General features: G+C 71.3%; 20 protein-coding genes and 1 other RNA gene. 8 read left to right on the forward strand and 13 right to left on the reverse strand.

The window, feature by feature from the left end:
• Positions 1-22: 22 nt before the first annotated feature.
• The 7 genes from H9I38_RS02935 to H9I38_RS02965 form a co-directional block, all read right to left on the reverse strand.
• On the reverse strand, positions 23-748 hold the full coding sequence (locus tag H9I38_RS02935) for a lysophospholipid acyltransferase family protein (protein WP_226337133.1): 726 nt from the start codon (positions 746-748) through the stop codon (positions 23-25).
• Positions 745-1,440, reverse strand: coding sequence for a (d)CMP kinase (gene cmk / locus H9I38_RS02940; protein ID WP_226337137.1), 696 nt, complete (start codon positions 1,438-1,440; stop codon positions 745-747). Before cmk ends, H9I38_RS02935 begins: the two co-directional genes overlap by 4 nt.
• Before the next feature lie 41 nt (positions 1,441-1,481).
• Positions 1,482-2,600, reverse strand: a complete 1,119-nt coding sequence (locus H9I38_RS02945) for a prephenate dehydrogenase (RefSeq protein WP_226337139.1) — start codon at positions 2,598-2,600, stop codon at positions 1,482-1,484.
• Positions 2,597-3,664, reverse strand: a complete 1,068-nt coding sequence (locus H9I38_RS02950) for a pseudouridine synthase (protein WP_226337141.1) — start codon at positions 3,662-3,664, stop codon at positions 2,597-2,599. The genes H9I38_RS02945 and H9I38_RS02950 overlap by 4 nt, the downstream gene beginning before the upstream one ends.
• A 97-nt stretch (positions 3,665-3,761) precedes the next feature.
• The gene (scpB, locus tag H9I38_RS02955; protein WP_226337143.1) at positions 3,762-4,394 is read right to left on the reverse strand and encodes an SMC-Scp complex subunit ScpB; all 633 of its coding nucleotides are present in this window, start codon (positions 4,392-4,394) and stop codon (positions 3,762-3,764) included.
• Positions 4,391-5,302: a segregation and condensation protein A gene (locus tag H9I38_RS02960; RefSeq protein ID WP_226337145.1), complete on the reverse strand. Its 912-nt coding sequence runs from the start codon at positions 5,300-5,302 to the stop codon at positions 4,391-4,393. Before H9I38_RS02960 ends, scpB begins: the two co-directional genes overlap by 4 nt.
• A gap of 8 nt (positions 5,303-5,310) precedes the next feature.
• Complete coding sequence (locus H9I38_RS02965; protein ID WP_226337147.1) at positions 5,311-6,192, reverse strand: ParA family protein; 882 nt, start codon at positions 6,190-6,192, stop codon at positions 5,311-5,313.
• 295 nt (positions 6,193-6,487) lie between these two features.
• Between H9I38_RS02965 and pta the strand changes: the two genes are divergently transcribed.
• The 6 genes from pta to H9I38_RS02995 all read left to right on the forward strand — a co-directional run bounded on the left by pta (position 6,488) and on the right by H9I38_RS02995 (position 14,297).
• Positions 6,488-8,587 (forward strand): phosphate acetyltransferase, encoded by a 2,100-nt coding sequence (gene pta / locus H9I38_RS02970; protein ID WP_226337155.1) that lies wholly within the window; start codon positions 6,488-6,490, stop codon positions 8,585-8,587.
• A 57-nt stretch (positions 8,588-8,644) separates the two neighbouring features.
• The gene (locus H9I38_RS02975; protein WP_226337156.1) at positions 8,645-9,781 is read left to right on the forward strand and encodes an acetate/propionate family kinase; all 1,137 of its coding nucleotides are present in this window, start codon (positions 8,645-8,647) and stop codon (positions 9,779-9,781) included.
• A gap of 143 nt (positions 9,782-9,924) precedes the next feature.
• The gene (locus H9I38_RS02980) at positions 9,925-10,620 is read left to right on the forward strand and encodes a GntR family transcriptional regulator (RefSeq protein WP_226337160.1); all 696 of its coding nucleotides are present in this window, start codon (positions 9,925-9,927) and stop codon (positions 10,618-10,620) included.
• A complete protein-coding gene (locus H9I38_RS02985; protein WP_226337162.1) occupies positions 10,617-12,149 on the forward strand; it encodes an MmgE/PrpD family protein in 1,533 nt (510 codons plus the stop codon). Before H9I38_RS02980 ends, H9I38_RS02985 begins: the two co-directional genes overlap by 4 nt.
• Before the next feature lie 60 nt (positions 12,150-12,209).
• A complete protein-coding gene (gene prpB, locus H9I38_RS02990) occupies positions 12,210-13,145 on the forward strand; it encodes a methylisocitrate lyase (protein WP_226337164.1) in 936 nt (311 codons plus the stop codon).
• Between the two features lie 12 nt (positions 13,146-13,157).
• A complete protein-coding gene (locus tag H9I38_RS02995; RefSeq protein ID WP_226337165.1) occupies positions 13,158-14,297 on the forward strand; it encodes a bifunctional 2-methylcitrate synthase/citrate synthase in 1,140 nt (379 codons plus the stop codon).
• A gap of 15 nt (positions 14,298-14,312) precedes the next feature.
• Here H9I38_RS02995 and H9I38_RS03000 read toward each other — a convergent pair whose 3' ends face one another.
• From H9I38_RS03000 to prfB, 6 genes are all read right to left on the reverse strand, one after another.
• Positions 14,313-15,791, reverse strand: coding sequence for an MFS transporter (locus H9I38_RS03000; RefSeq protein ID WP_226337166.1), 1,479 nt, complete (start codon positions 15,789-15,791; stop codon positions 14,313-14,315).
• A 257-nt stretch (positions 15,792-16,048) separates the two neighbouring features.
• Positions 16,049-16,618, reverse strand: a complete 570-nt coding sequence (locus tag H9I38_RS03005) for a hypothetical protein (protein WP_226337168.1) — start codon at positions 16,616-16,618, stop codon at positions 16,049-16,051.
• Between the two features lie 195 nt (positions 16,619-16,813).
• Positions 16,814-17,182: a transfer-messenger RNA gene (ssrA, locus tag H9I38_RS03010) on the reverse strand.
• A gap of 42 nt (positions 17,183-17,224) precedes the next feature.
• Entirely contained in the window at positions 17,225-17,794 is a 570-nt protein-coding gene (locus tag H9I38_RS03015) for a hypothetical protein (protein WP_226337169.1), read from the reverse strand.
• Positions 17,791-18,267, reverse strand: coding sequence for an SsrA-binding protein SmpB (gene smpB, locus H9I38_RS03020; protein WP_226337172.1), 477 nt, complete (start codon positions 18,265-18,267; stop codon positions 17,791-17,793). Before smpB ends, H9I38_RS03015 begins: the two co-directional genes overlap by 4 nt.
• A 65-nt stretch (positions 18,268-18,332) precedes the next feature.
• Positions 18,333-19,442: a peptide chain release factor 2 gene (prfB, locus tag H9I38_RS03025; RefSeq protein WP_226337173.1), complete on the reverse strand. Its 1,110-nt coding sequence runs from the start codon at positions 19,440-19,442 to the stop codon at positions 18,333-18,335.
• A gap of 73 nt (positions 19,443-19,515) precedes the next feature.
• Between prfB and H9I38_RS03030 the strand changes: the two genes are divergently transcribed.
• The gene (locus H9I38_RS03030; RefSeq protein WP_226337174.1) at positions 19,516-20,586 is read left to right on the forward strand and encodes an NAD(P)H-dependent flavin oxidoreductase; all 1,071 of its coding nucleotides are present in this window, start codon (positions 19,516-19,518) and stop codon (positions 20,584-20,586) included.
• Between the two features lie 77 nt (positions 20,587-20,663).
• Positions 20,664-21,698 carry a hypothetical protein gene (locus H9I38_RS03035; protein ID WP_226337175.1) on the forward strand — a complete coding sequence of 345 codons (1,035 nt, stop codon included), beginning with the start codon at positions 20,664-20,666 and terminating at the stop codon, positions 21,696-21,698.
• Positions 21,699-21,701 lie beyond the last annotated feature (3 nt).

Below are 21,701 nucleotides of genomic sequence, written 5' to 3' on the forward strand. Positions count from 1 at the left end.
GCGGTGGCCTGAGGCCGCGGGGTCAGGCGCTGGGGAGGCGCAGGCCCGTGCGCGCCTCGGCCTGCCGAACATGCTCGGCGAGGGCGGTGCGGATCTCCTCCGCAGCCCGATTCATTGTGTCACGGCCCGATTCGCCCTCCGCCTTCGAGACCGTCACCGGGTCCCCGAACGCGACGGCGAGGCGGGTCCGCGGGCGCGGAAGCCAGGACCGGCTCGTGCCCGTCCGGCGGGTGCCGAGGACGGCCGCCGGAACCACGGGCACCCCGGACGCGACCGCCAGCCAGGCCACGCCCGAGGAGATCGAGGACACCGCGCCCGTGCCGCGGGTGCCCTCCGGGAGGATCCCGACGAGCTTGCCGCGCTTGAGCAGATCCGCCGCCCGGGACAGCGTCCGCCGGTCCCCTGCCCGGTTGATGCCCATCTGGCCCGAGTAGTGGAGCACGGCCCCGATGACGGGGACCTCGAACATCTCCCGCTTGACGATGATGTGGCCCTCCCGCGGAAAGGCGCCGTAGAGCAGCGGGCCGTCGAGGAGGCCCGCGTGGTTGGCGGCGATGATCGCCCCGCCCTCGGCCGGGATGCGGTCCGCGCCCGTCACCTCGGTGCGGTAGAGGACGTGGTCGAGAAAGCGCCCGATCCGCAGAGCCACGGGACCGGCGCCCTCGTGGACCTCGCGGTCCGCGAACGGCCGCTCCCCTCCCGTGAGAAGCGAGCGCCCGCGGGCGGCCAGGCTGCGCAGGCGGCTCATCGGGTGCCCTCCGATCCGGCGCGGAGGACGATCTCCAACACGGCCTGGACCGTCTGCTCGAAGTCCAGATCGCTCGAGTCGAGGGTGACCACGCCGTCCGCGGCGCTCGTGAAGTTGACGAGGGCCGAGTCCTTCCGGTCCCGCCCCGTCACCTGCTCGGCGAGCTGCTCCGCAGACTGGGAGCCGCCGAGCTGCAGGCCGCGGCGGCGCAGGCGGGCCTCCTCCGAGGCCGTGAGGAGGATCCTCGCATCGGCGTCCGGGGCCACGACCGTGGTGATGTCCCGGCCCTCGGCCACGATCCTGGGATGCGCTCCGATGATCTCGCGCTGCCGGGCCACGAGGTTCTCGCGCGCCTGGGGCGTCGTCGCCACCGCGGAGACCCGCTCCGAGATCCGCGGCTCGCGGATCTCCTGCGTGACATTGCGGCCGTTGACGAGCACCGTCTGCTCCTGCTCCGGATCGGTGGAGACCTCGATCTCCGCCCGGCGCACCGCCTCCGCGACGGCCTGGCGGCTGGCCAGGTCCACGCCCTCCTCGAGGCAGCTGAGCGTCACGGCGCGGTACATCGCCCCCGTGTCGAGGTAGGCGGCGCCGAGGCGGCGGGCCGCCTCCCGCGAGACGCTGGACTTCCCGGATCCGGAGGGGCCGTCGACGGCGACGACGAGGCGGTCGGTGGAGAGGGATGAGGTCATCGTTCCTTCGCTTTCCTGACAGGTGCGCGGCGCGGACGGCGTCACGAGACGTAATAGGACTGGAGGCCGCGCTCCGTGAGCGCGTCAGCCGTGCTCTGGCCGAGGTGCGGCAGCACGGAGAGGTCCACCGCGCCCACGTCCCGGCCGGCGGCGTGCTCCATGTGGACGTCCTCGACGTTGACCCCGAGGTCCGCGAGGATGTTGAAGAGGCGGCCGAGCTGGCCGGGGCGGTCATCGAGGAGCACCATGACGTGCGCGAAGTGCTTCGGCGCGGAGCCGTGCTTGCCGGGGATCCGCGAGCGCCCCGCATTGCCCTGGTCCAGCATCCGGGCCACGGCGAGCCGGGCGCCCGGCGCCTCGGGATTCCCGAGGGCCTCGGCCACGCTGCCCAGGTCTTCCTGGAGCGCGTCGAGGAGGGGGCGCACCGCCTCCGCATTCCCGGCGAGGATCTGCACCCAGAGCTGCGGGTCGCTCTGCGCGATCCGGGTGGTGTCCTTGAGCCCGTTGCCCGCGAGCGCGAGCGCCGTGTGCTCGCCGTCCTGCAGGCGGGCCGCCACGAGCGAGGCGGCGACCTGGGGCAGGTGCGAGATGAGGGCCACGGCTTCGTCGTGCTCACGGGGGTCCATGCGCACCACGGTGGCGCCGAGGCGCATGGCCATGTGCTCGACGGCGCTCGTGGCGGCCTGCTCCCGGGAGGGGCACACGATCCAGGGCATCGCCTCGAAGAGCTCGGCGCGGGCGGCCACCGGGCCGGAGCGCTCCCGTCCGGCCATCGGGTGGCCGGGCACGTAGCGGGACAGCTCCGAGGAGCGCCCGTCTCGCTCGAGGGCGGCCTCGACCTCCCGGACGACGGCGCCCTTGATGCTCGCGACGTCCGTCACGACGGCGTCCGGGAAGTCCTCCAGCGCCGAGAGCACCTCCGAGGCCGTCACCTCGGGCGGCGTGGCGACGACGACGATGTCCGGAGTCGACGAGTCCTCGGCCCAGAGGCGGCCCGCGCCGAGGTCCGCCGCGATGGCCGCGGCGGTGGGGCTCGCATCGCGGATGTGGACCGTGCCGCCGAGAGAGCGCCACCTCAGGCCCACGGACGCGCCGAGGAGGCCCGCCCCGACGACGAGGAGGCGCGGGAGCCTCGTGCTCTCCCCGGGCTGCGGGCTCACAGGCCCACCAGGCTGAGGAGGTGGCCCACCTCGTGGCGGCCGAGGACGCGGACGGACCCCTGCTTCTGGTCCCCGAGGACGATGGGGCCCACGCCGACGCGCAGCAGGCGCTCCACGGGATGGCCGACGGCCTCGAAGAGACGGCGGACGATCCGGTTCTTGCCGTTGTGCAGCACCACCTCGACGAGCACGTGGCCGGGCTTCGAGTCCACGAGGCGGAAGGAGTCCACGCTGGCCCAGCCGTCCTCGAGCTTCACGCCGTCCCTCAGCTGCTTGCCGACCCCGCTGGGCAGCGGGCCGCGCACCTGGACGAGGTAGGTCTTGGGGACGTTGTAGCGCGGGTGCATGAGGCGGTTCGCCAGCTCGCCGTCGTTCGTGAGGAGGAGGAGCCCCTCCGTCTCCGCGTCGAGGCGCCCCACGTGGAAGAGGCGCTCGTGCTTGTTCTTGACGAAGTCCCCCACCGCGGGGCGGCCCTCGGGGTCAGTCATGGTGGAGACGACGCCCTTGGGCTTGTTGAAGACGATGTAGGTCTTCGAGGCGTCCAGCTGGATGCGCTCTCCGTCCACGTGGATGACGTCCCGCTCCGGGTCCACGCGGACGCCCTGCTCGATGACGATCTGGCCGTTGACCTCGACCCGGCCCTCGTCGATCATCTGCTCGCACGCGCGGCGGCTCGAGACGCCGGCGTTGGCGAGCACCTTCTGGAGGCGGACGCCCTCGCCGCGGGACTCGCCCGTGCCCGGGCGGGGCTCGATGGGGGCGCGGTCCTCCGGGCGCACGGGCTTGAGCTCGCGTCCGCGGCGGTCCTTCGCGAACGGACGGCCCGCCGAGGAGGTCTCGGGATTCACGCGGGGTCCGCCGCGGCGGGCGCCGGCCCCCTTCTGCGGGCCGCGCTTCGCACCGGACGCCGAGCCGGCCTTGGCGCCGCCGGACTTCGGGTAGCCGGACTTGCCGCCGGAGGGCTTGGCCGAGCCGGGACGGCGGGGGCCGCCCTTCTGGGGGCTGCCCTTCTGAGGGCCGCGGCCGGAGCCGGAGGAGGGCTTGCGGGAGAATGACGAGCTCATGAGGCGTCCTTGGGGTCGATGCGCGAGACACGCGGAAAGCGAGTGCGAGGGCGGCGAGCGCGCCGCCGCTGAGACTCCATTGTCTCAAACCGCCTGCTCAGGCTTCCAGCTCCTCCGACGTGATCTCGGCCAGGTCCTCCACCCCCGGCAGGTGCGGAGACAGGCGCGGGAGCTCCTCGGCGGAGTCGATCCCGAGCCGCTCCAGGAAGTACTGGGTGGTGCCGTAGAGCGTCGCCCCCGAGCTCGGGTGCACGCCCTGCTCCACGACGAGATTGCGGTGCTGAAGCGTCTTGACCACCGAGTCCACGTTGACGCCGCGGATCGCCGCGACCTCGCTCCGGGCCACCGGCTGCCGGTACGCGATGACGGCGAGCGTCTCCAGGGCCGCCAGGCTCAGGCGGGCCTTCTGCCCCGAGAGCACGAACCGCTCGACGACGTCCCGGTGCTCGCCGCGGGCGGCGATCCTCCAGCCGCCCCCTGCGCGGCGGATCTCGAACCCCCGACGGCGGCCGCCCCGCTCGCCGTCGTACTCCTCCGCCAGCAGCCCGACGACGGAGGCCGCCGCCTCCGCGCTCTCGCCGAGGACGCGCGCGAGCTCCTCCGCGGAGACGGGCGAGTCGGCGACCATGAGGACCGCCTCGGCGGCGCTCAGCACCTCCTCGGGCCAGTCCTCCCGCGCAGGCACCGGCTGCGGCCGCTCCGGGTCCGCCTGCCGATTCGGATTGCTCATGCCCCTGCTCCCTCCGGTGCTGTGCCCTCGTAATCCTCGATGACGGCTCCCTCGAGCGCCTCCTCTGCGTCCGAGGGCCCTGTCCACTCGACGGCGATCTCCTCGTCCTCCTGCTCGAGGACGATGAGCGAGCGGCGGTACAGCTCGAGCAGGGCGAGGAAGCGGACCACGAGCACGAGCCGGGATTCCGCGTCCGCGGTGAGCTCCGCGAAGGAGAGGCGGCCCGCGGCGGCCAGCCGCCCCGCGATCTCCTCCGACTCCCCCGCAACGGTGACGAGCGAGCCGTGCAGGTGCGTGAGACCCACCTCTGTGGGACGGGGCGGCTTGGCCTGCGAGAGCGCGGCCTCCGCGATCCTCGCCAGCTCGTCCGGGGTCACGGAGAGCTCGAGCGGGGGCTGAAGGCCCTCGAACCCGAAGCCCCGCGGGACCTCCCTCGGGAACGCCGTGGCGTGGGCGGCCATGCGCTCGCCGATGTGCTCGGCCGCGTGCTTGAACGCCTTGTACTGGAGGAGCTTTGCGAAGAGGAGGTCCCTCGCCTCGAGCGCCTCGACGTCCTCGACGGACTCCACCTCGCCGCCGGGCAGGAGGCGTGCCGCCTTGAGGTCGAGCAGCGTGGCGGCGACGACGAGGAAGCCGGTCCGCTCCTCGAGCCGCTCGTCCTCGCTGCGCTCGTCCGCGGGGTCGTCGGCCAGGCGGAACGTGTAGGCGAGGAACTCGTCCGTGACCTCCGCGAGCGCCACGCGCGTCACGTCCATCTCCTTGGAGGCGATGAGGTGCAGGAGGAGGTCGAACGGGCCGTTGAAGTTGCTCAGGGCGACGGCGAATCCGCTCGGCGCGGACGCCTCCCCCGCCGCGCCCTCCGGGCTGTGGAGGGCGCCTTCCTCAGGCGACTCGGCCGGAGCAGTCACGGGGCGTGCTACGGCGCCCCGCCGCGCTCGATGAGCTCCTTGGCCAGGTTCCGGTACGCGGTGGCCCCGGAGTGGTTCCCGGCGAAGCTCGTGATGGGCTCCGCGGCGACGGTGGCGTCGGCGAACTTGATGGAGCGCTTGATGGGCGTCTCGAAGACCTTGTCCCCGAACGCCTCGACCAGGCGGCCCATGACCTCGCGGGCGTGGATGGTGCGCGGGTCGTACATCGTGGCGAGGACGCCGTCGATCTGAAGGTCCGGGTTGAGGCGGTCCTGGACCTTCTCGATGGTCTCGACGAGGAGGGCGACGGCGCGCAGGGCGAAGAACTCGGGGCTGAGCGGGATGATGACGCCGTGCGCGGCCGTGAGCGCGTTGACGGTGAGCAGGCCGAGGGAGGGCTGGCAGTCGATGATGACGACGTCGTAGTCGTTCGAGACCTTCCGCAGCGCGCGGTCGAGGACCTGCTCGCGGGCGACCTCGTTGACGAGCTGGACCTCGGCGGCGGAGAGGTCGATGTTCGCGGGCAGGAGGTCGAGGCCCTCGACCTCCGTCTCCAGAATGGTGTCCCGGACGTCCACCTTGCGGTCCATGAGGACGTTGTAGACCGTCTCCTCGAGGTCGTGCGGATTCGCGCCGAGGCCCGCGGAGAGCGCGCCCTGCGGGTCGAAGTCCACGAGCAGGACCTTGCGGCCGAGCTCCGCGAGCGCCGCCGCGAGGTTGATGGTGGAGGTCGTCTTGCCGACGCCGCCCTTCTGGTTGACCATCGCGATGACGCGCGCCGGGCCGTGCGACTCGAGCGGGGCGGGCTCGGGGAACTCGCGCAGCGGCTTGCCCGTCGGGCCGAGCTGCGCCTCGTCGCCGGCGTTCTGGGGCACTGACTGATTGGTCACGGAGAACTCCACGCTTCCTTCGTCGTCGTCATTGCGGGCCGCCCTGGGGCCGGATGCCCGGATCCAGGCGATTCCTCCAGGCTATGACGGTCCTGTCCCATTCTGCCGGACAGGCGGTCTCCGCCCGGCGAGCCTTGAAGCAGAGGTTGAACGCTCGTTCGCCGCCGCCCGCCCCGCCGGGACTCGCACGCACGTGATGGAAACAACGCCCCGATCCGCCCGTTCGGGGCCTCCGGCGGCCCCGCCGCCTTCTAGACTGGAAGCACGCCACCGGCACCCACTCGAAGGACGGACCATGACGCAGGGCATCTTCCTCGACGCAATGACGCCGCGAGCCGGCAAGACCCTCATCGCACTGGGTCTCGCCGACTCCCTCATCCGGCGCGCCGACTCAGTGGGCTACTTCCGGCCCGTGCACCTCACGGACTCCGAGGACACGGACCCCACCATCCGCCTCATGCGGGAGACCTTCGGCGAGGCGGACATCCAGGCGCGCGGAGGCGTCTCCCTGGCGCGCTGCCGCGAGATCCTCGCCTCCGGAGACCATGACGAGCTGGACAGCGTGGCGCTGTCCGTCTACTCGGAGATGAGCCGGACGTGCGACGTCATCATCGTGGACGGCACGGACCTCCTGGCCCACAACGCGGCCACGGCGGAGTTCGACATGAACGCGCGGCTCGCCAACAACCTCGGCTGCTCGGTGCTCGCCATCATCAGCGGCCACGTGGCGGAGACGGTGGAGGACATCGTCAACGCCGTCAAGGTGACCCGGTCGGAGCTGCACGCGGCCAAGACGGACCTGCTCGCCGTCGTCGTCAACCGGGTGGACCCGGAGCTGGCGGAGGAGGCGGAGGCGTCGGTGCCCGCGGGCCGCCGGGGCGGCCACGTCTACGTCATCCCGGAGACGCCCGCCGTCTCGCAGCCGACGGTCCAGGAGGTCGTGGAGCGCCTGGACCTCGACACAGAAGACGTCACGGTCTCCCTGGACCGCGACGTGCAGGCGGTCAAGGTGGCCGCGATGACCGTGGGCAACTTCCTCGCGCAGATGGGAGACGGGGACTTCGTCATCACCCCGGCGGACCGCTCGGACGTGGTCATGGCCACCCTGGCCTCGGCGCTCTCGCCGAGCTTCCCGGTCCCCTCCGGCCTCCTGCTCTCGGGCGGTCTCGAGACGAACGCCGCCACCCAGGCCCTCATCAAGGCCGCCCCGTTCCCCGTCCTGCGGACGGCCACGGACACCTACACCTCGGCGCAGGCCGTCGGCGCGGTCCAGGGCGCGCTGCGCGCCGGCGAGCCGCGGAAGATCGCCGCCGCGCTCGGCGTGTGGTCCAACAGCGTGGATGAGAAGGAGCTGCTCGGCCGGCTCGAGCTTCCCCGCCCGGAGCGCCGCACTCCCCTGCGGTTCCTCCACGAGCTCGTGGAGAAGGCCCGCTCGGACCGCCGCCGGATCGTCCTGCCGGAAGGCGAGGACGTACGCATCCTCCGCGCCGCCGAGATCATCCGCCGCCGGGACTTCTGCGACATCACGGTGCTCGGCAGCGAGGACAAGGTCCGCGAGCTCGCTCAGTCCGAGGGCATCGGTCTGGACTTCACGGATTCCGACGACGCCCCGGGCGTCCGCCTCATCGATCCGGCCTCCTCGCCGCTGCGCGAGGAGTACGCCGCGGAGTACGCGAAGCTCCGCGCCCACAAGGGCGTGGACCACGCCCAGGCCATGGAGCGGATGCTGGACGGCTCCTACTTCGGCACCATGATGGTGCAGCTCGGCCACGTGGACGGCATGGTCTCCGGGGCGGCGCACACGACCGCCAACACCATCCGGCCCGCGCTCGAGTTCGTCAAGACCAAGGAGGGCGTGCAGATCGTCTCCTCCGTCTTCTTCATGCTGCTCGCGGACCGCGTCCTCGTCTACGGCGACTGCGCCGTGAACCCGAACCCCGATGCGGCCCAGCTCGCGGACATCGCGGCCGCCTCGGCCGAGACCGCCGTCCAGTTCGGCGTGGACCCCAAGGTGGCCATGCTCTCCTACTCCACCGGCGGGTCCGGCTCCGGCGAGGACGTGGACCGCGTCCGCGAGGCCACGGAGCTGCTGCGCGGCCGGCACCCGGAGATCGTGGCGGAGGGCCCCATCCAGTACGACGCGGCGGTGGACCAGTCCATCGCGGCCTCCAAGCTGCCCGGATCCCCCGTGGCGGGACAGGCCACGGTGTTCGTGTTCCCGGACCTCAACACGGGCAACAACACCTACAAGGCCGTGCAGCAGTCCGCGGGGGCCGTGGCCGTGGGCCCGGTGCTCCAGGGCCTGCGCAAGCCGGTCAACGACCTCTCCCGCGGCTGCACGGTGGAAGACATCGTCAACACCGTCGCCATCACCGCGATCCAGGCCCAGGGCTAGGCGCCCTCACGAACCGGCCCGCCGCACCGGCGCGCCCGCACACAGGGAAGGAACCCCATGCTGGTTCTCGTCATCAACTCCGGCTCGTCCTCCATCAAGTACCAGGTCCGGGACACCGAGACCCACGAGGTGCTGACCAAGGGCCTCATCGAGGAGATCGGCTCGGGCGAGGTCAAGGACCACGCCGAAGGCCTGGAGATCATCGCCGGCCGCCTGGACGAGGCACTCGGCGGCCGGACCGTGGACGCCGCCGGCCACCGCGTGGTCCACGGCGGCGAGCGCTTCTCCGAGCCGGTGCTCATCGACAACGAGATCATCCGGGCCATCGAGCGCCTCGCACCCCTGGCGCCGCTCCACAACCCGGCGCATGCGCTCGGCATCCGCGCTCTCGTGAAGACGTGGCCGGACCTTCCCCAGGTGGCGGTCTTCGACACGGCCTTCCACCGCACCATGCCGGAGCACGCCTGGCGCTACGCCGTGCCGGACGACTGGTACCGCAAGTACGGCATGCGGAAGTACGGGTTCCACGGCACCTCGCACGACTTCGTCACAGGGCGCGCGGCCGAGTTCCTGGGCGTGCCGCGCGAGGAGCTCAACGCCGTCATCGCCCACCTCGGCAACGGCGCCTCCGCCACGGCCATCCGCGAGGGCCGCTCGATCGACACCTCCATGGGGTACACGCCGCTCGCCGGCCTCGTCATGGGCACCCGCTCGGGAGACGTGGACCCCTCCGTGGTGACCGCCGCACGCCGGCACATCCCCGGCCTCAGCAGCGCGGACGACCTGGACCGGGTCCTCAACCACGAGTCCGGACTCAAGGCGATCGCAGGCACCAATGACATGCGGCGCATCGTGGAGAAGGCCGAGCAGGGAGACCGGGGCGCCCGGCTCGCCATCGAGATGGCGTCCTACCGCCTGGCCGGCTACATCGGCGCGTACCACGTCGCCGTCGGAGGGGCCCGCGCCCTCGTCTTCACAGCGGGCATCGGGGAGAACTCGGCGCCGTTCCGGCAGGCCGTCGTCGAGAGGCTCGGCGCGCTGGGCATCACCCTGGACGAGTCCGCCAACGCCGAGCGCTCGGACGAGACCCGGCGGATCTCGGGGCCGGACTCGGCCATCGACGTCCTCGTGGTCCCCACGGACGAGGAGGCGGCCATCGCCGAGGCCACGGAGGCCGTGCTCACCGCGCGGTAGCGCTTCCTGCCCTCCTCCGTGCGGTGGGGATTCCCTGCCCACAGCCGCCCAACTGTATACAGAACACCGACGCTCCGGGCCTCGATTCTCGAAGATCTCTGTGAATCCTGGCCTGGGGCGTCGTTTCTGTATACAGTGGCGGTGTGAATGCAAGTGATCGGGCTTACACCGAGCTGCGGCGGGACATCGTCGAGTGGCGGCTCGAGCCGGGCACGGTGCTCGGCGAGGTCGAGCAGGCCGCCCGCCTCGGCGTCTCCCGGACCCCGCTCCGGGACGCCCTGCGCCGCCTCGCCGCTGACGGCCTGGTGGAGCCCCACCCCTCGCGCGGCGTCGTCGTCTCCTCGGTGACCCGCGGGCACGTGGACGCCCTCTTCGAGGCGAGGATCGCCCTGGAGACCGTCACCGCCTCCCTCGCGGCGCAGCGCGCCGCCCCCGAGCGCTTCGAGCAGCTCGCGGACGAGTTCGAGCGAGCCGCGGCCGTCCTCGCGGAGGCCCGCGAGGACCGAGCCGAGTACTACGAGCTCATCGCCCGCCTCGACGCGGGACTCGCCGAGGCCGCGGACAACCCGTACCTCGAGCGGGCTCAAGGCCCCCTCCGCGCCAACCTGGCACGACTGCGCCAGGCCACGCGCGAAGACGCACGGCGGCTGCGGGCCTCTGCGCTCGAGCACGCGTCGATCGCCCGCGCCGTCGCGGCCCGCGACCCCCAGCTCGCGGCGGCCGCCGCCCGAGTCCACCTCTCCCACGCGCGCTCGGCGATCGTCGACGCGCTCAGCCTGGCCGATTCGGCCGACTCCCCGAGTCCCCTGAGGCTCGCCCCGATGAAAGGAACAGCATGACTGCCACGCACACGGTCCGCGTCTACCGCTCTGAGGAGAGCCTCCCCCGCGAGGAGCAGCTCGCCATGCGGATCGCCCGGGTCGCCGCCGACCCGGTCGCGGTCGAGCGGGAGGTCGCCGAGATGGTGGCCAACCGCATCATCGACAACGCCTCGGTGGCCATCGCCTCCCTCAACCGCGGCCCGATCGTCTCCGCCCGCGCCCAGGCCCTCTGCCACCGCTCCGGCGAGGCCTGCGGCCAGTCCGGTCGCGGCGCCGGCGTCTTCGGGATCGAGGAGAAGGTCTCCCCCGAGTGGGCCGCCTGGGCCAACGGCGTCGCGGTCCGCGAGCTGGACTACCACGACACGTTCCTGGCAGCCGAGTACTCCCATCCGGGCGACAACATCCCGCCGATCCTCGCCGTCGCGCAGCACACGGGGGCGTCCGGAGCGGACCTCATCCGCGCCATCGCCACCGGCTACGAGATCCAGGTGGACCTCGTCAAGGCGATCAGCCTCCACAAGCACAAGATCGACCACGTGGCGCACCTCGGGCCCTCGGCGGCCGCGGGCATCGGCACGCTCCTCGGACTCGACGAGGAGACGATCTTCCAGGCTGTGGGCCAGGCCCTCCACACGACGACGGCGACCCGCCAGTCCCGCAAGGGCGAGATCTCCACGTGGAAGGCGCACGCGCCGGCGTTCGCGGGCAAGATGGCCGTCGAGGCCGTGGACCGCGCCATGCGCGGGCAGACCTCCCCCGTCCCGATCTACGAGGGCGAGGACGGCGTCATCGCCTGGCTGCTCGACGGCCCGGACGCCTCCTACGAGGTCCCGCTGCCCGAGCCGGGCGAGCCGAAGCGCGCCATCCTCGACACGTACACCAAGGAGCACTCGGCGGAGTACCAGGCCCAGGCCTGGATCGACCTCGCCCGCAAGCTCCACGCGGAGCACCCCGAGGCCGCGGACCCCGCGAACGTCGAGTCCGTCAAGATCGCCACGAGCCACCACACCCACTACGTCATCGGCTCCGGCGCGAACGACCCGCAGAAGTACGATCCGAAGGCCTCGCGCGAGACGCTCGACCACTCGATCATGTACATCTTCACCGTCGCCCTCCAGGACGGCGCCTGGCACCACGTGGACTCCTACGCCCCCGAGCGCGCCCAGCGCCCGGACACCGTGGAGCTCTGGCGCAAGGTCACGACGACGGAGGACCCGGAGTGGACCCGCCGATACCACTCGCTCGACATCAGCGAGAAGGCGTTCGGCGGCTCGGTGGAGATCACGCTCAAGGACGGCACGGTCATCAAGGACGAGATCGCCGTGGCGGACGCCCACCCGAACGGCGCGCGTCCCTTCGCCCGCGAGCAGTACGTCGAGAAGTTCCGCAGCCTCGCCGAGGGGCTCGTGGACGAGGCGGAGATCCAGCGCTTCCTCACGGCCGTGGACAACCTCGCCGAGCTCGGAGCCGGCGAGCTCGACCAGCTCAACATCCAGGCCGCCGGCGGCGTCATCGACCTCGCCTCGGCCCCGAAGGGCCTCTTCTAGCGAAGGCCGCAGGGTCCCCGGCCTCGCTCAGCCGGGCCCTTCCGGACGAAAGGAACAGACATGCTCTACTCCAAGGTCACGCCCTCCCAGAAGAGGAAGGCGATGCGCCAGGCCCTGAAGCCGGGGGCCGCCGCCCAGTTCCCGGGCGCGTTCAACCCGCTCTCGGCCCGCCTCATCGAGTCCAAGGGCTTTGACGGCGTCTACATCTCGGGCGCGGTGCTCGCGAACGAGCTGGGCCTGCCCGACGTCGGCCTCACCACCCTGACCGAGGTGGCCCAGAGGGCCGGGCAGATCGCCCGCATGACGGACCTCCCGGCCCTCGTCGACGCGGACACGGGCTTCGGCGAGCCGATGAACGTGGCCCGCACGGTCCAGGAGCTCGAGCACGCCGGGCTCGCCGGCTGCCACATCGAGGACCAGTTCAACCCGAAGCGGTGCGGCCACCTCGACGGCAAGAACATGGTGGACCTCGAGACCGCCACGAAGCGGATCCGGGCGGCGGCGGACGCGAGGGCGGACGAGGACTTCCTCGTCATGGCCCGCACGGACCTCCGCGCCGTGGAGGGCCTCGACGCGGCCATCGACCGCGCCAAGGCCCTCGTGGACGCCGGCGCGGACGCGATCTTCCCCGAGGCGATGGCGTCCCTCGACGAGTTCGAGGCGGTCTGCCGGGCCGTGGACGTCCCCGTGCTCGCGAACATGACCGAGTTCGGCAAGTCCGAGCTCTTCACCCGCCAGCAGCTCGCGGACGCGGGCATCGCCATGGTGATCTACCCGGTCACCCTGCTGCGCGCCGCCCTCGGCGCCGCGGAGCGGGTGCTCGAGGACATCCAGGCGAACGGTTCCCAGAACGCCTCGGTCCAGGACATGATGACCAGGAAGGATCTCTACGGCCTCGTGGACTACGAGGCGTACAACCAGTGGGACACGGGCATCTTCAACTTCGCCGTCCCCGGCCTCGACATCGAATCCAACGCCAGCAGCCTGGCGGACTAGGAAGGCACACTCATGACTGAGATCAAGAAGGGGCTCGCGGGCGTCGTCGTCGACACCACCGCGATCTCCAAGGTGAACCCCGAGACCAACTCCCTCCTCTACCGCGGCTACCCCGTGCAGGACCTCGCGGCGCGGAAGTCGTTCGAGGAGGTCGCCATGCTCCTCTGGAACGGCGAGCTGCCGAGCGGGCAGGAGCTCGAGGAGTTCCGCTCCTTCGAGCGCTCGAACCGCGCGCTGGATGCGAACGTCCGCGCCGCGATCGACCTGCTGCCGAAGGACTGCCACCCGATGGACGTGGGCCGGACGGCCGTCTCCGTCCTCGGCGCGAACCATCCGAAGGCGGAGGACTCCTCCCCCGAGGCGGAGCTCGAGAAGTCCAAGCACCTCTTCGCCAAGTTCCCGGCCGTCGTGGCGTACGACCAGCGCCGCCGCCGCGGCCAGGAGCCGGTCGAGCCGCGCGATGACCTCGACTACGCGCAGAACTTCCTCTGGATGACGTTCGGCGAGGAGCAGCCGCCGGAGGTCGTGGACGCGTTCCGCGTCTCGATGGTCCTCTACGCGGAGCACTCCTTCAACGCCTCCACGTTCACGGCGCGCGTCATCACCTCGACGCTCTCGGACCTCCACTCGGCGGTCACGGGCGCGATCGGCGCGCTCAAGGGACCTCTGCACGGAGGCGCGAACGAGGCCGTCATGGCCACGTTCGACGAGATCGGCATCCGCAAGGAGGAGTCCCGCGAGGACGCGGCCGCCCGGGCGAAGGCCTGGATGGAGGACGCGCTCGCCCAGAAGAAGAAGGTCATGGGCTTCGGCCACCGCGTCTACAAGAACGGCGACTCGCGCGTGCCGACGATGAAGGCGGCCCTGGACCGGATGATCGAGCACTACGGCCGCGACGAGATGCTCGGCCTCTACGACGGGCTCGAGCAGGCCATGTCCGAGGCGAAGGACATCAAGCCGAACCTCGACTACCCGGCGGGCCCGACCTACCACCTCATGGGCTTCAACACGCAGATGTTCACGCCGCTCTTCATCGCCTCCCGCATCACCGGCTGGACGGCGCACATCATGGAGCAACGCGCGAGCAACGCGCTCATCCGCCCGCTCTCCGACTACAGCGGCCCGGACCAGCGCGAGCTGCCGGAGTCCTAGCCGGATCCCAGCCGGTCAGCGCTCCCTAGCGCTGTCCCGGCCACCGGCCCCCTGCGGGGCCTCACGCGGCGCGGCGTCCTCCTCCACTGCTGAGGGGCGCCGCGCCGTCGTCGTGTTCCGCACCCCGAGGGCGGAGACGACGGCGCCCGCGAGGAGCAGCCCCGCCGTGGTCCAGACTGCGCTGCGGAATCCCTCGAAGGAGACCCGGCCGCCCATGACGAGGCCCGCGAAGGCGACCGTCACAAGCCCCGCGATCCGGGCGGCCGCGTTGTTGATCGCCGAGCCGATGCCGGAGGACTCCGGCGGCAGGTGCGCGAGGACCGAAGACGTCAGGGGCGCCACGATGAGCGTGAGGCCCAGCCCGAAGACGACGACGCCCGGCACCACCCCCGCCCAGAGGCTGTGCTCCTGGGGCACAGCGCCCATGAGGACGTATCCGCACGCGGCGAGGGCCGCCCCGCCCGCCATGAGCCACCGCGGGCCGCGCTCCCCCGAGAGCCGTCCGACGCGCCCCGAGCCGAGGAGCAGCAGGAGCGTGGGCGGCATGGCGACGACGCCGGAGACGACGGCGCTGAGGCCCAGCACGGACTGGAGGTAGAGGGGCAGGGCGAAGAATCCGAGGCCCATCGCGCCGTAGATGAGCACTGTGGCCGCGTTGCCCGCCGCGACGTTCGTCACGCGGAAGAGGGCGAGCGGCATCATGGGGTGCTCGGCCCGGCGCTGGCGGAGGACGAAGAGCACCAGTCCGGCGAGACCGGCGCCGATGAGGGCGAGCACCCCGGGGCGCGGCCCCTGCCCTGAGAGCTCGATGAGGCCGAACACGAGTCCTCCGAGGCCGAGGGCAGTGAGGACGGAGCTCGGCAGGTCCAGCTCCGCACGGACGTCGGGCCGTGTGACCGGGATGCGGCGGAGGACGAAGAGGGCCGCGACCATGGGCGGCAGGTTGACGAAGAAGACGGCCCGCCAGGAGAGCGCGTCCACGAGCACGCCGCCGACGAGCGGCGAGACGAGGCCCGCCACCGAGGTCCACGCGGTCCAGGTGCCGATGGCCCTCCCCTGGGCCGGGCCGCTGAACGCGCTCACGATCATGGCGAGCGAGGACGGGACGAGGAACGCCCCCGCGACGCCCTGGAGCACCCGGGCGAGGACGAGCACGAGCGGCGTCGGCGCGAGGCCGCATGCCAGCGAGGTGACGCCGAAGCCGATGAGCCCGGCCGTCATGACCCGCTCCCGGCCGAAGCGGTCCGCGATGGACCCGGCCACGAGGATGAGCGCGCCGAGGCTGAGGAGGTAGCCGCTCACGATCCACTGCTGCTCCGCGAGGCCGCCGCCGAGGTCCCGGCCGATGTCCACGAGGGCCAGGTTGACCACCGAGCCGTCCAGGATGGCCATGAAGCTGGCGAGGATCGCGACGACGAGGGTGCGGGTCTGGGAGGACACCCGGCCTGGTGCGGGGGACGAGTGCGGTGCGGAAGTCGAGTGCTCGGGGATCACGGGGAGAGTCTAGGCGGCTTGGGCCGCCCAGCCGCCCATGAGGTCGCTGTTCTCAGTCCCGCTGCAGGAAGAAGCCTCGGCGGAATCCCCGCCAGAAGTCCGTCAGAGAGTCCCGGGCAGGCGCTGACACCGCCTCGTCTTCCCACGCCGCCCAACGGCGAGCTTCAGCCAGTTTCATCTGACAGGCTCTCTCTCCAGCCGCCTGGGAAATCCCCGTGAAGCCGTCCACGCCATCGCGCGGATGCCACGGTCTGTCGTCACTCATGCTCAGCGTCCTCCTTCGGGGTTCCGAGCAGCGCAGCCCCGGGCAATGCGTCGCTGCGCTGGTCCGTCACCACGGGCATGAGAGCGAGATCTCGAACTGCTCGGGCAACGAGTCGTTTGTTGCTCTGCGAGAGCATCCTCGGGGGCTGAGCGCGAAAGGCGAGGATCATCCCCAACGCGAAGTTGCGCTCGACGGCGTCATCGCTTTCATTCACTCGTCCGAGAGCCCACTGGAGCGATTCGCGGAACTCCTTGTTCACCGCTTCCCGAGACCGGGAGACGTTCGTCCAAGCCTGAACGGCCATGGCTGCGAACGCGATCATCCCGACAGCCCACGGCGCCAACTCTCTGTGCTCCTTGAGAAAGCGCACAACCCCGGCGACGGCTGCCGGCCCGGAACGTCCGTGTGCCGTGATGGAACTGATGGCCCACGCCGCCACGACCAGCCCGAGGAAGGCAACGACGGCAAGTGCAGCCCAGCCCGTCCACTCCCCGCGACGATCCGCTCCTCCGCGGCCCCGGCGCGTCCGGCGGCCCCTCGACGCCTGGTCACAGCTGTCCATAACGGGCATTATTTCATTGGCCCGGCAGGGCGGCAAGCGCAGGCAGCGAAAACGGGTGCGGGAGCCATCCGAGACTGCAGCGCCCCGAGAAGGCCGTCAGCCAGGGCGCAGGCCGCGCGCCCCGCCCTCACGCTAGGGCCGCACGAATGCCTGCGACTGGGCACGAAAAAAGGCCCGGGTGTCCGGGCCTTCTTCCAGTGGAGATGGGGGGAATCGAACCCCCGTCCGATGTTGTGTTGCCAGGGCTTCTCCGGGCGCAGTCTGCGTCGGGTTTTCTCGGCCCCAGTCATCATGCAGACAAGTGACTGTCCCGGGCCCAGCCGTCTAAAAGTCCCAGGCGTCCCGACGGCGGGGACGCCCAGCAGTGGCTATCTCAACGACGCCAGGATCGGGGGCGATAGCAACCCCCGGCTGACGGACTTGCTCGCTACTTAGGCAGCGAGAGCGAAGTCAGTGCGCTTGGATTCGGCACTTATTGGTGTGCAGAGAGCGTTGACAAGATGACTCTGCATCCTTGGCCCGCTTCCCCTGCCTCGACAAACACCGTCGAAACCGATCATCCCCATATTGACTTGCCAAACCCGCTCCCCAGAGGAAGCGGACTACTCAGAATAGCACTCCGGCGCTGACACCGGCAAGAGCGTCCACGCCCTCCTCAGGCTGCTGCTCCCCCGCGCTCCCGCCGAACGGGACGCCGAACACGGTGATCGGATCCCGCCCGCCGCTCGCGTACACCGCGACGGCGAAGGCGAGGCCCACGAAGGCGAGGCCGAGCAGCGCGAGCCCCGTGATAACGGGCCGACGCCGCGGAAAGCCCCAGACGAGGGCGGCGATGTTCCCCGCGATGAGCAGCGGCGAGATCCAGACCAGGATCTTGGCGAGCTCCACGAAGTAGACGAAGAACGGCGGGAAGAGGAGCACGATGACGGCGGGCAGCAGCGCCACCAGGATGAAGACGTCGAGCACCACCGGGATCCACACCCAGAACGGCGGACGCCCGCCGAGCGGCCCGTGGGCCGGATCGTCATCGGCATGGCTGCCGCCGAAGATCCCGCCGCCGGCCTCCTCGGAGCGCCCGCGGTCCTCCCAGGCAGCGTCGCCGTGGTCTGACTCCGTCTCGTCCCACCAGTCGCCGTCGTGCTCTTCGCGCTCGTCTCGCTGATTCCAGGGGCTCATGCCACGCCCCGGTTCCGCTCGCGCATGGCGCGCAGCGCCTCGCGGTTGTCCTGCTTCTCGCGCAGGGTCTGGCGCTTGTCCCAGTCCTTCTTGCCCTTGGCCACGGCGATCTCCACCTTGGCGCGACTGCCGCTGAAGTAGATCTGGAGGGGGACGATCGTGTGGCCGCTCTCCTGCGTCTTCCGCTCGATCTTCGCGAGCTCCTCCCGGTGCAGGAGCAGCTTGCGCCGGCGGCGGGCGCTGTGGTTGGTCCAGGAGCCGTTGAGATACTCCGGGATGTAGACGTTCTCCAGGTACAGCTCGCCGTTGTAGAACATGGCGAAGCCGTCGGCGAGGCTCGCCTTGCCCTCGCGCAGGGACTTGACCTCGGTGCCCATGAGCGAGACGCCGGCCTCGTACGTGTCCAGCACGTGGTAGTCGTGGAACGCCTTCTTGTTGCGGGCAATGACCTTCGGACCGCTCTCCTTGGCCATGGGGCTCCTCCTCAGCCGCGCCTCAGCGCGCGGCTCATGTGATTGAAAACTCCGAATCGGTCAGTCTACGCGTCGCTCGGCTGAGAGCGCCAGCGGATGCCCGCGTCGATGAACCCGTCCAGGTCCCCGTCCAGCACGGAGGCGGCGTTGCCCACCTCGTGCTCCGTCCGCAGGTCCTTGACCATCTGGTACGGGTGCAGGACGTAGGAGCGCATCTGGTCTCCCCAGCTCGCCTTGATGTCTCCCGCGAGCGCCTTCTTCTCCTTGTCCTCCTGCTCCTTCTTGAGCAGCAGCAGGCGGGACTGCATGACGCGCAGGGCCGCGGCGCGGTTCTGGATCTGCGACTTCTCGTTCTGCATGGACACCACGATCCCGGTGGGGATGTGGGTCATGCGCACCGCCGAGTCCGTGGTGTTGACGGACTGGCCGCCCGGCCCGGAGGAGCGGAAGACGTCGATCTTCAGCTCGGACTCCGGGATCTCGATGGTGTCCGTGGTCTCGATGAGCGGGATGACCTCGACGGCGGCGAAGCTCGTCTGGCGGCGTCCCTGGTTGTCGAAGGGCGAGATGCGCACGAGGCGGTGCGTGCCGGCCTCCACCGAGAGCGTGCCGAAGGCGTACGGCGCCTTGACCTCGAAGGTGGCGGACTTGAGCCCGGCCTCCTCCGCGTAGGAGGTGTCCAGGACCTTGACGTCCCAGCCGCGGTTGTCCGCCCAGCGCGTGTACATGCGCAGGAGCATCTCGGCGAAGTCCGCGGCGTCCACGCCGCCGGCGCCCGCGCGGATGGTGACGACGGCGTCCCGCTCGTCGTACTCCCCGCTGAGGAGCGTGACGATCTCGAGGGACTCGAGGGCCTTGCGGATGGCCTTCAGCTCCTTCTGCGCCTCCTGGAGGGAGTCCTCGTCCTCCTCGTCCTCGCCGAGCTCCACGAGCACCTCGAGGTCGTCGATCCGCTCGGAGAGCTTCGAGACGCGGTCGAGCTGCGCCTGCGCGTGGGAGAGGCGGGAGGTCACCTCCTGGGCGTTCTCCGTGTCATCCCACAGGTCCGGGGCGGAGGCCTGCTCGGAGAGCTCCGCGATGGTCTTCTTGAGAGCGGGGACGTCCGTCACGGCCTCGATGGACTCGAGGGTGGCTCGGAGCTCGCGGATCTCTGCAGGGAAGTCGGTGTCAGCCATGGTCATCCCAGTTTAGAGCGTCGGGCCAAATCCCCCGTTGCGAGCGGTGCGGAGCGGGGCGCAGACTGGGCGCATGAGCTCCCCGATCCCGCTGCCCGCACTGGCCAGGCCCCTCGTCTGCGCGCCGATGGCAGGCGGCCCCTCGACCCCGGAGCTCGCCGCCGCCGTGGACCGCGCCGGAGGCCTCGGCTTCCTCGCCGCCGGCTACCTCTCTCCCGAGGCCCTGCGCGAGCAGATCGAGCGAGCCCGCTCCCTCGGGGCCCGGCGGCTCGGCGTCAACCTCTTCCTCCCCCAGCCGGGGCCGAACAGCCGCGCCGAGCTCGAGGCGTACCGGAAGCGACTGGCGCCGGAGTACGCGGAGCTCGGCGCCGAGCCCCCGGAGGGCTTCCGCTTCGACGACGACGCCCTCGAGGCGAAGGCCGCCGTCCTCGAAGAGCTCCGCCCGGACGCGGTCTCGACGACGTTCGGCCTGCCCTCCCCCGAGCTCGTCTCGCGATTGCGAGCCGCGGGCATCGCCGTGCTGGCCACGGTGACGAGCCCTGATGAGATCGGGCGGGCGCTGGCGGGCGACGCGGACGGCGTCGTCGTCCAGGGAGCTGAGGCGGGCGGCCACCGCGGGGCGTTCGACCCGTACGCCGAGCCCGAGGAGCACTCGACTCCGGACCTGGTGCGGGCGGCGGCGGGGCACCCGGCCCGGCGCGGCCGGCCCGTCATCGCGGCCGGCGGGATCTCGTCCCCCGAGGACCTGCGCGCGGCCCTCGACGCCGGGGCGCTCGCCGGGCAGGCCGGCACCGCGTTCCTCCTCGCCGAGGAGGCCGGGACCAAGCCGCTGTACCGCGAGGCGCTCCTCCGGCTCGGCGAGCGGCCCACCGCCGTCACCCGCGCGTTCAGCGGCCGAGCGGCGAGGAGCGTCGAGAACGCGATGACCCGGAAGCACAGCGCCGAGGCGCCGTCCGCCTACCCGGAGGTCCACTACCTCACCGCTCCGCTCCGCGCCGCCGCGGCGGCCGCGGGCGACGCCGAGCACCTCAACCTCTGGGCGGGCGAGCGCTTCGCCGAGGTCGTCGCGGGGCTCGGCCTCGCCGGCGAGCGGGCCGCCCGTCCGGCCTCGGAGATCGCCGCCTGGCTCGCCCCGGCGGGGTGAGCGTTCGACGGCGCGAGGCGACGGCCGCCTAGAATGGTGGGCGCACTGACCGCGCCGGACGACTTCGAGGCACCACTGTGGACATCCAGAACCATTTCTACGGCCATTCCGCCGCCTACGCCGCCTTCGCGGGCCTGAAGGCCCCCCGGCACATCGGCGGGCTCGTCCAGCACGGCTGGACTCCGGTCTCCCCCGTCCGCAGCCACTTCGCGGACCTCGCCGAGTCCGCGCCGGCCGGCAACCTCTTCGTCTGGTCCCACGAGGCCCGCGGCTGGAGCGAGTCCGAGTCCCGCGCGGAGACGGGCTTCTCCTCCACCGCGATCGGCTCGCCGTTCCTGTACCTCTACGACATCGTCCGAGAGAAGGGCGGGCTCCCGGAGAAGACGCTGCCCGCCGTCGTCATCCCCTTCCACGGCACCCGCCTCGTGGAGGTCGAGGGCGACCAGCGGGCGTACGCGCGCGAGGTCTATGAGAAGGAGGGCCCCGCTGTGGTCTGCCTGCATGTGGACGACATGCAGCGCGAGGACATCGTGGACGCCTGGACCTCCGCGGGCCACCGCATCACGACGGCGGGCGAGCGCCGGGACCCCGCGTTCCTCTCGCGGATCCTGTGGCTCGTCGCGAGCGCCGAGCGCGTCGTCTCCAACCGCCTCGCCACCGCGCTCGTCTACGCCGCGGCCGTGGGCACCCGCACGGAGGTCTACGGGCCCCACTTCCAGATCAAGGGCATCTCCGAGACCTCGAGCGAGGCCTTCCTCAAGAAAGTCTGGCCCGAGTTCTACGATCCTTCGCTCGCGCAGTCGGAGCTGACGGCCCTCGCGGACGCGGAGCTCGGCCGCTCCTCCATGCGCTCCCCGGTGGAGCTGCGGCAGATCCTCGGCTGGCAGTCCCCCTCGCTCAAGCCGGCGTTCGACTACTGGGCGGGCGCCCCGATCGAGAAGGCCCTCAACGTCCTCGGCGTGCGCAAGCGCGAGGTCGGCCCCGTGGTCAACGAGGTCAAGCTCAGCCCCTTCGACTTCCTCAAGCACCCGCTCGAGCACCTCCCCGACCCGCTGCCGCGCACGGTCTCGACGACGGCCGTCCGCCCCGACATCGCCGAGCCCGCCTCCTAGACC

Origin of the sequence: Arthrobacter sp. UM1, assembly GCF_020483305.1 — a bacterium.
Taxonomy (GTDB): Bacteria; Actinomycetota; Actinomycetes; order Actinomycetales; family Micrococcaceae; genus Falsarthrobacter.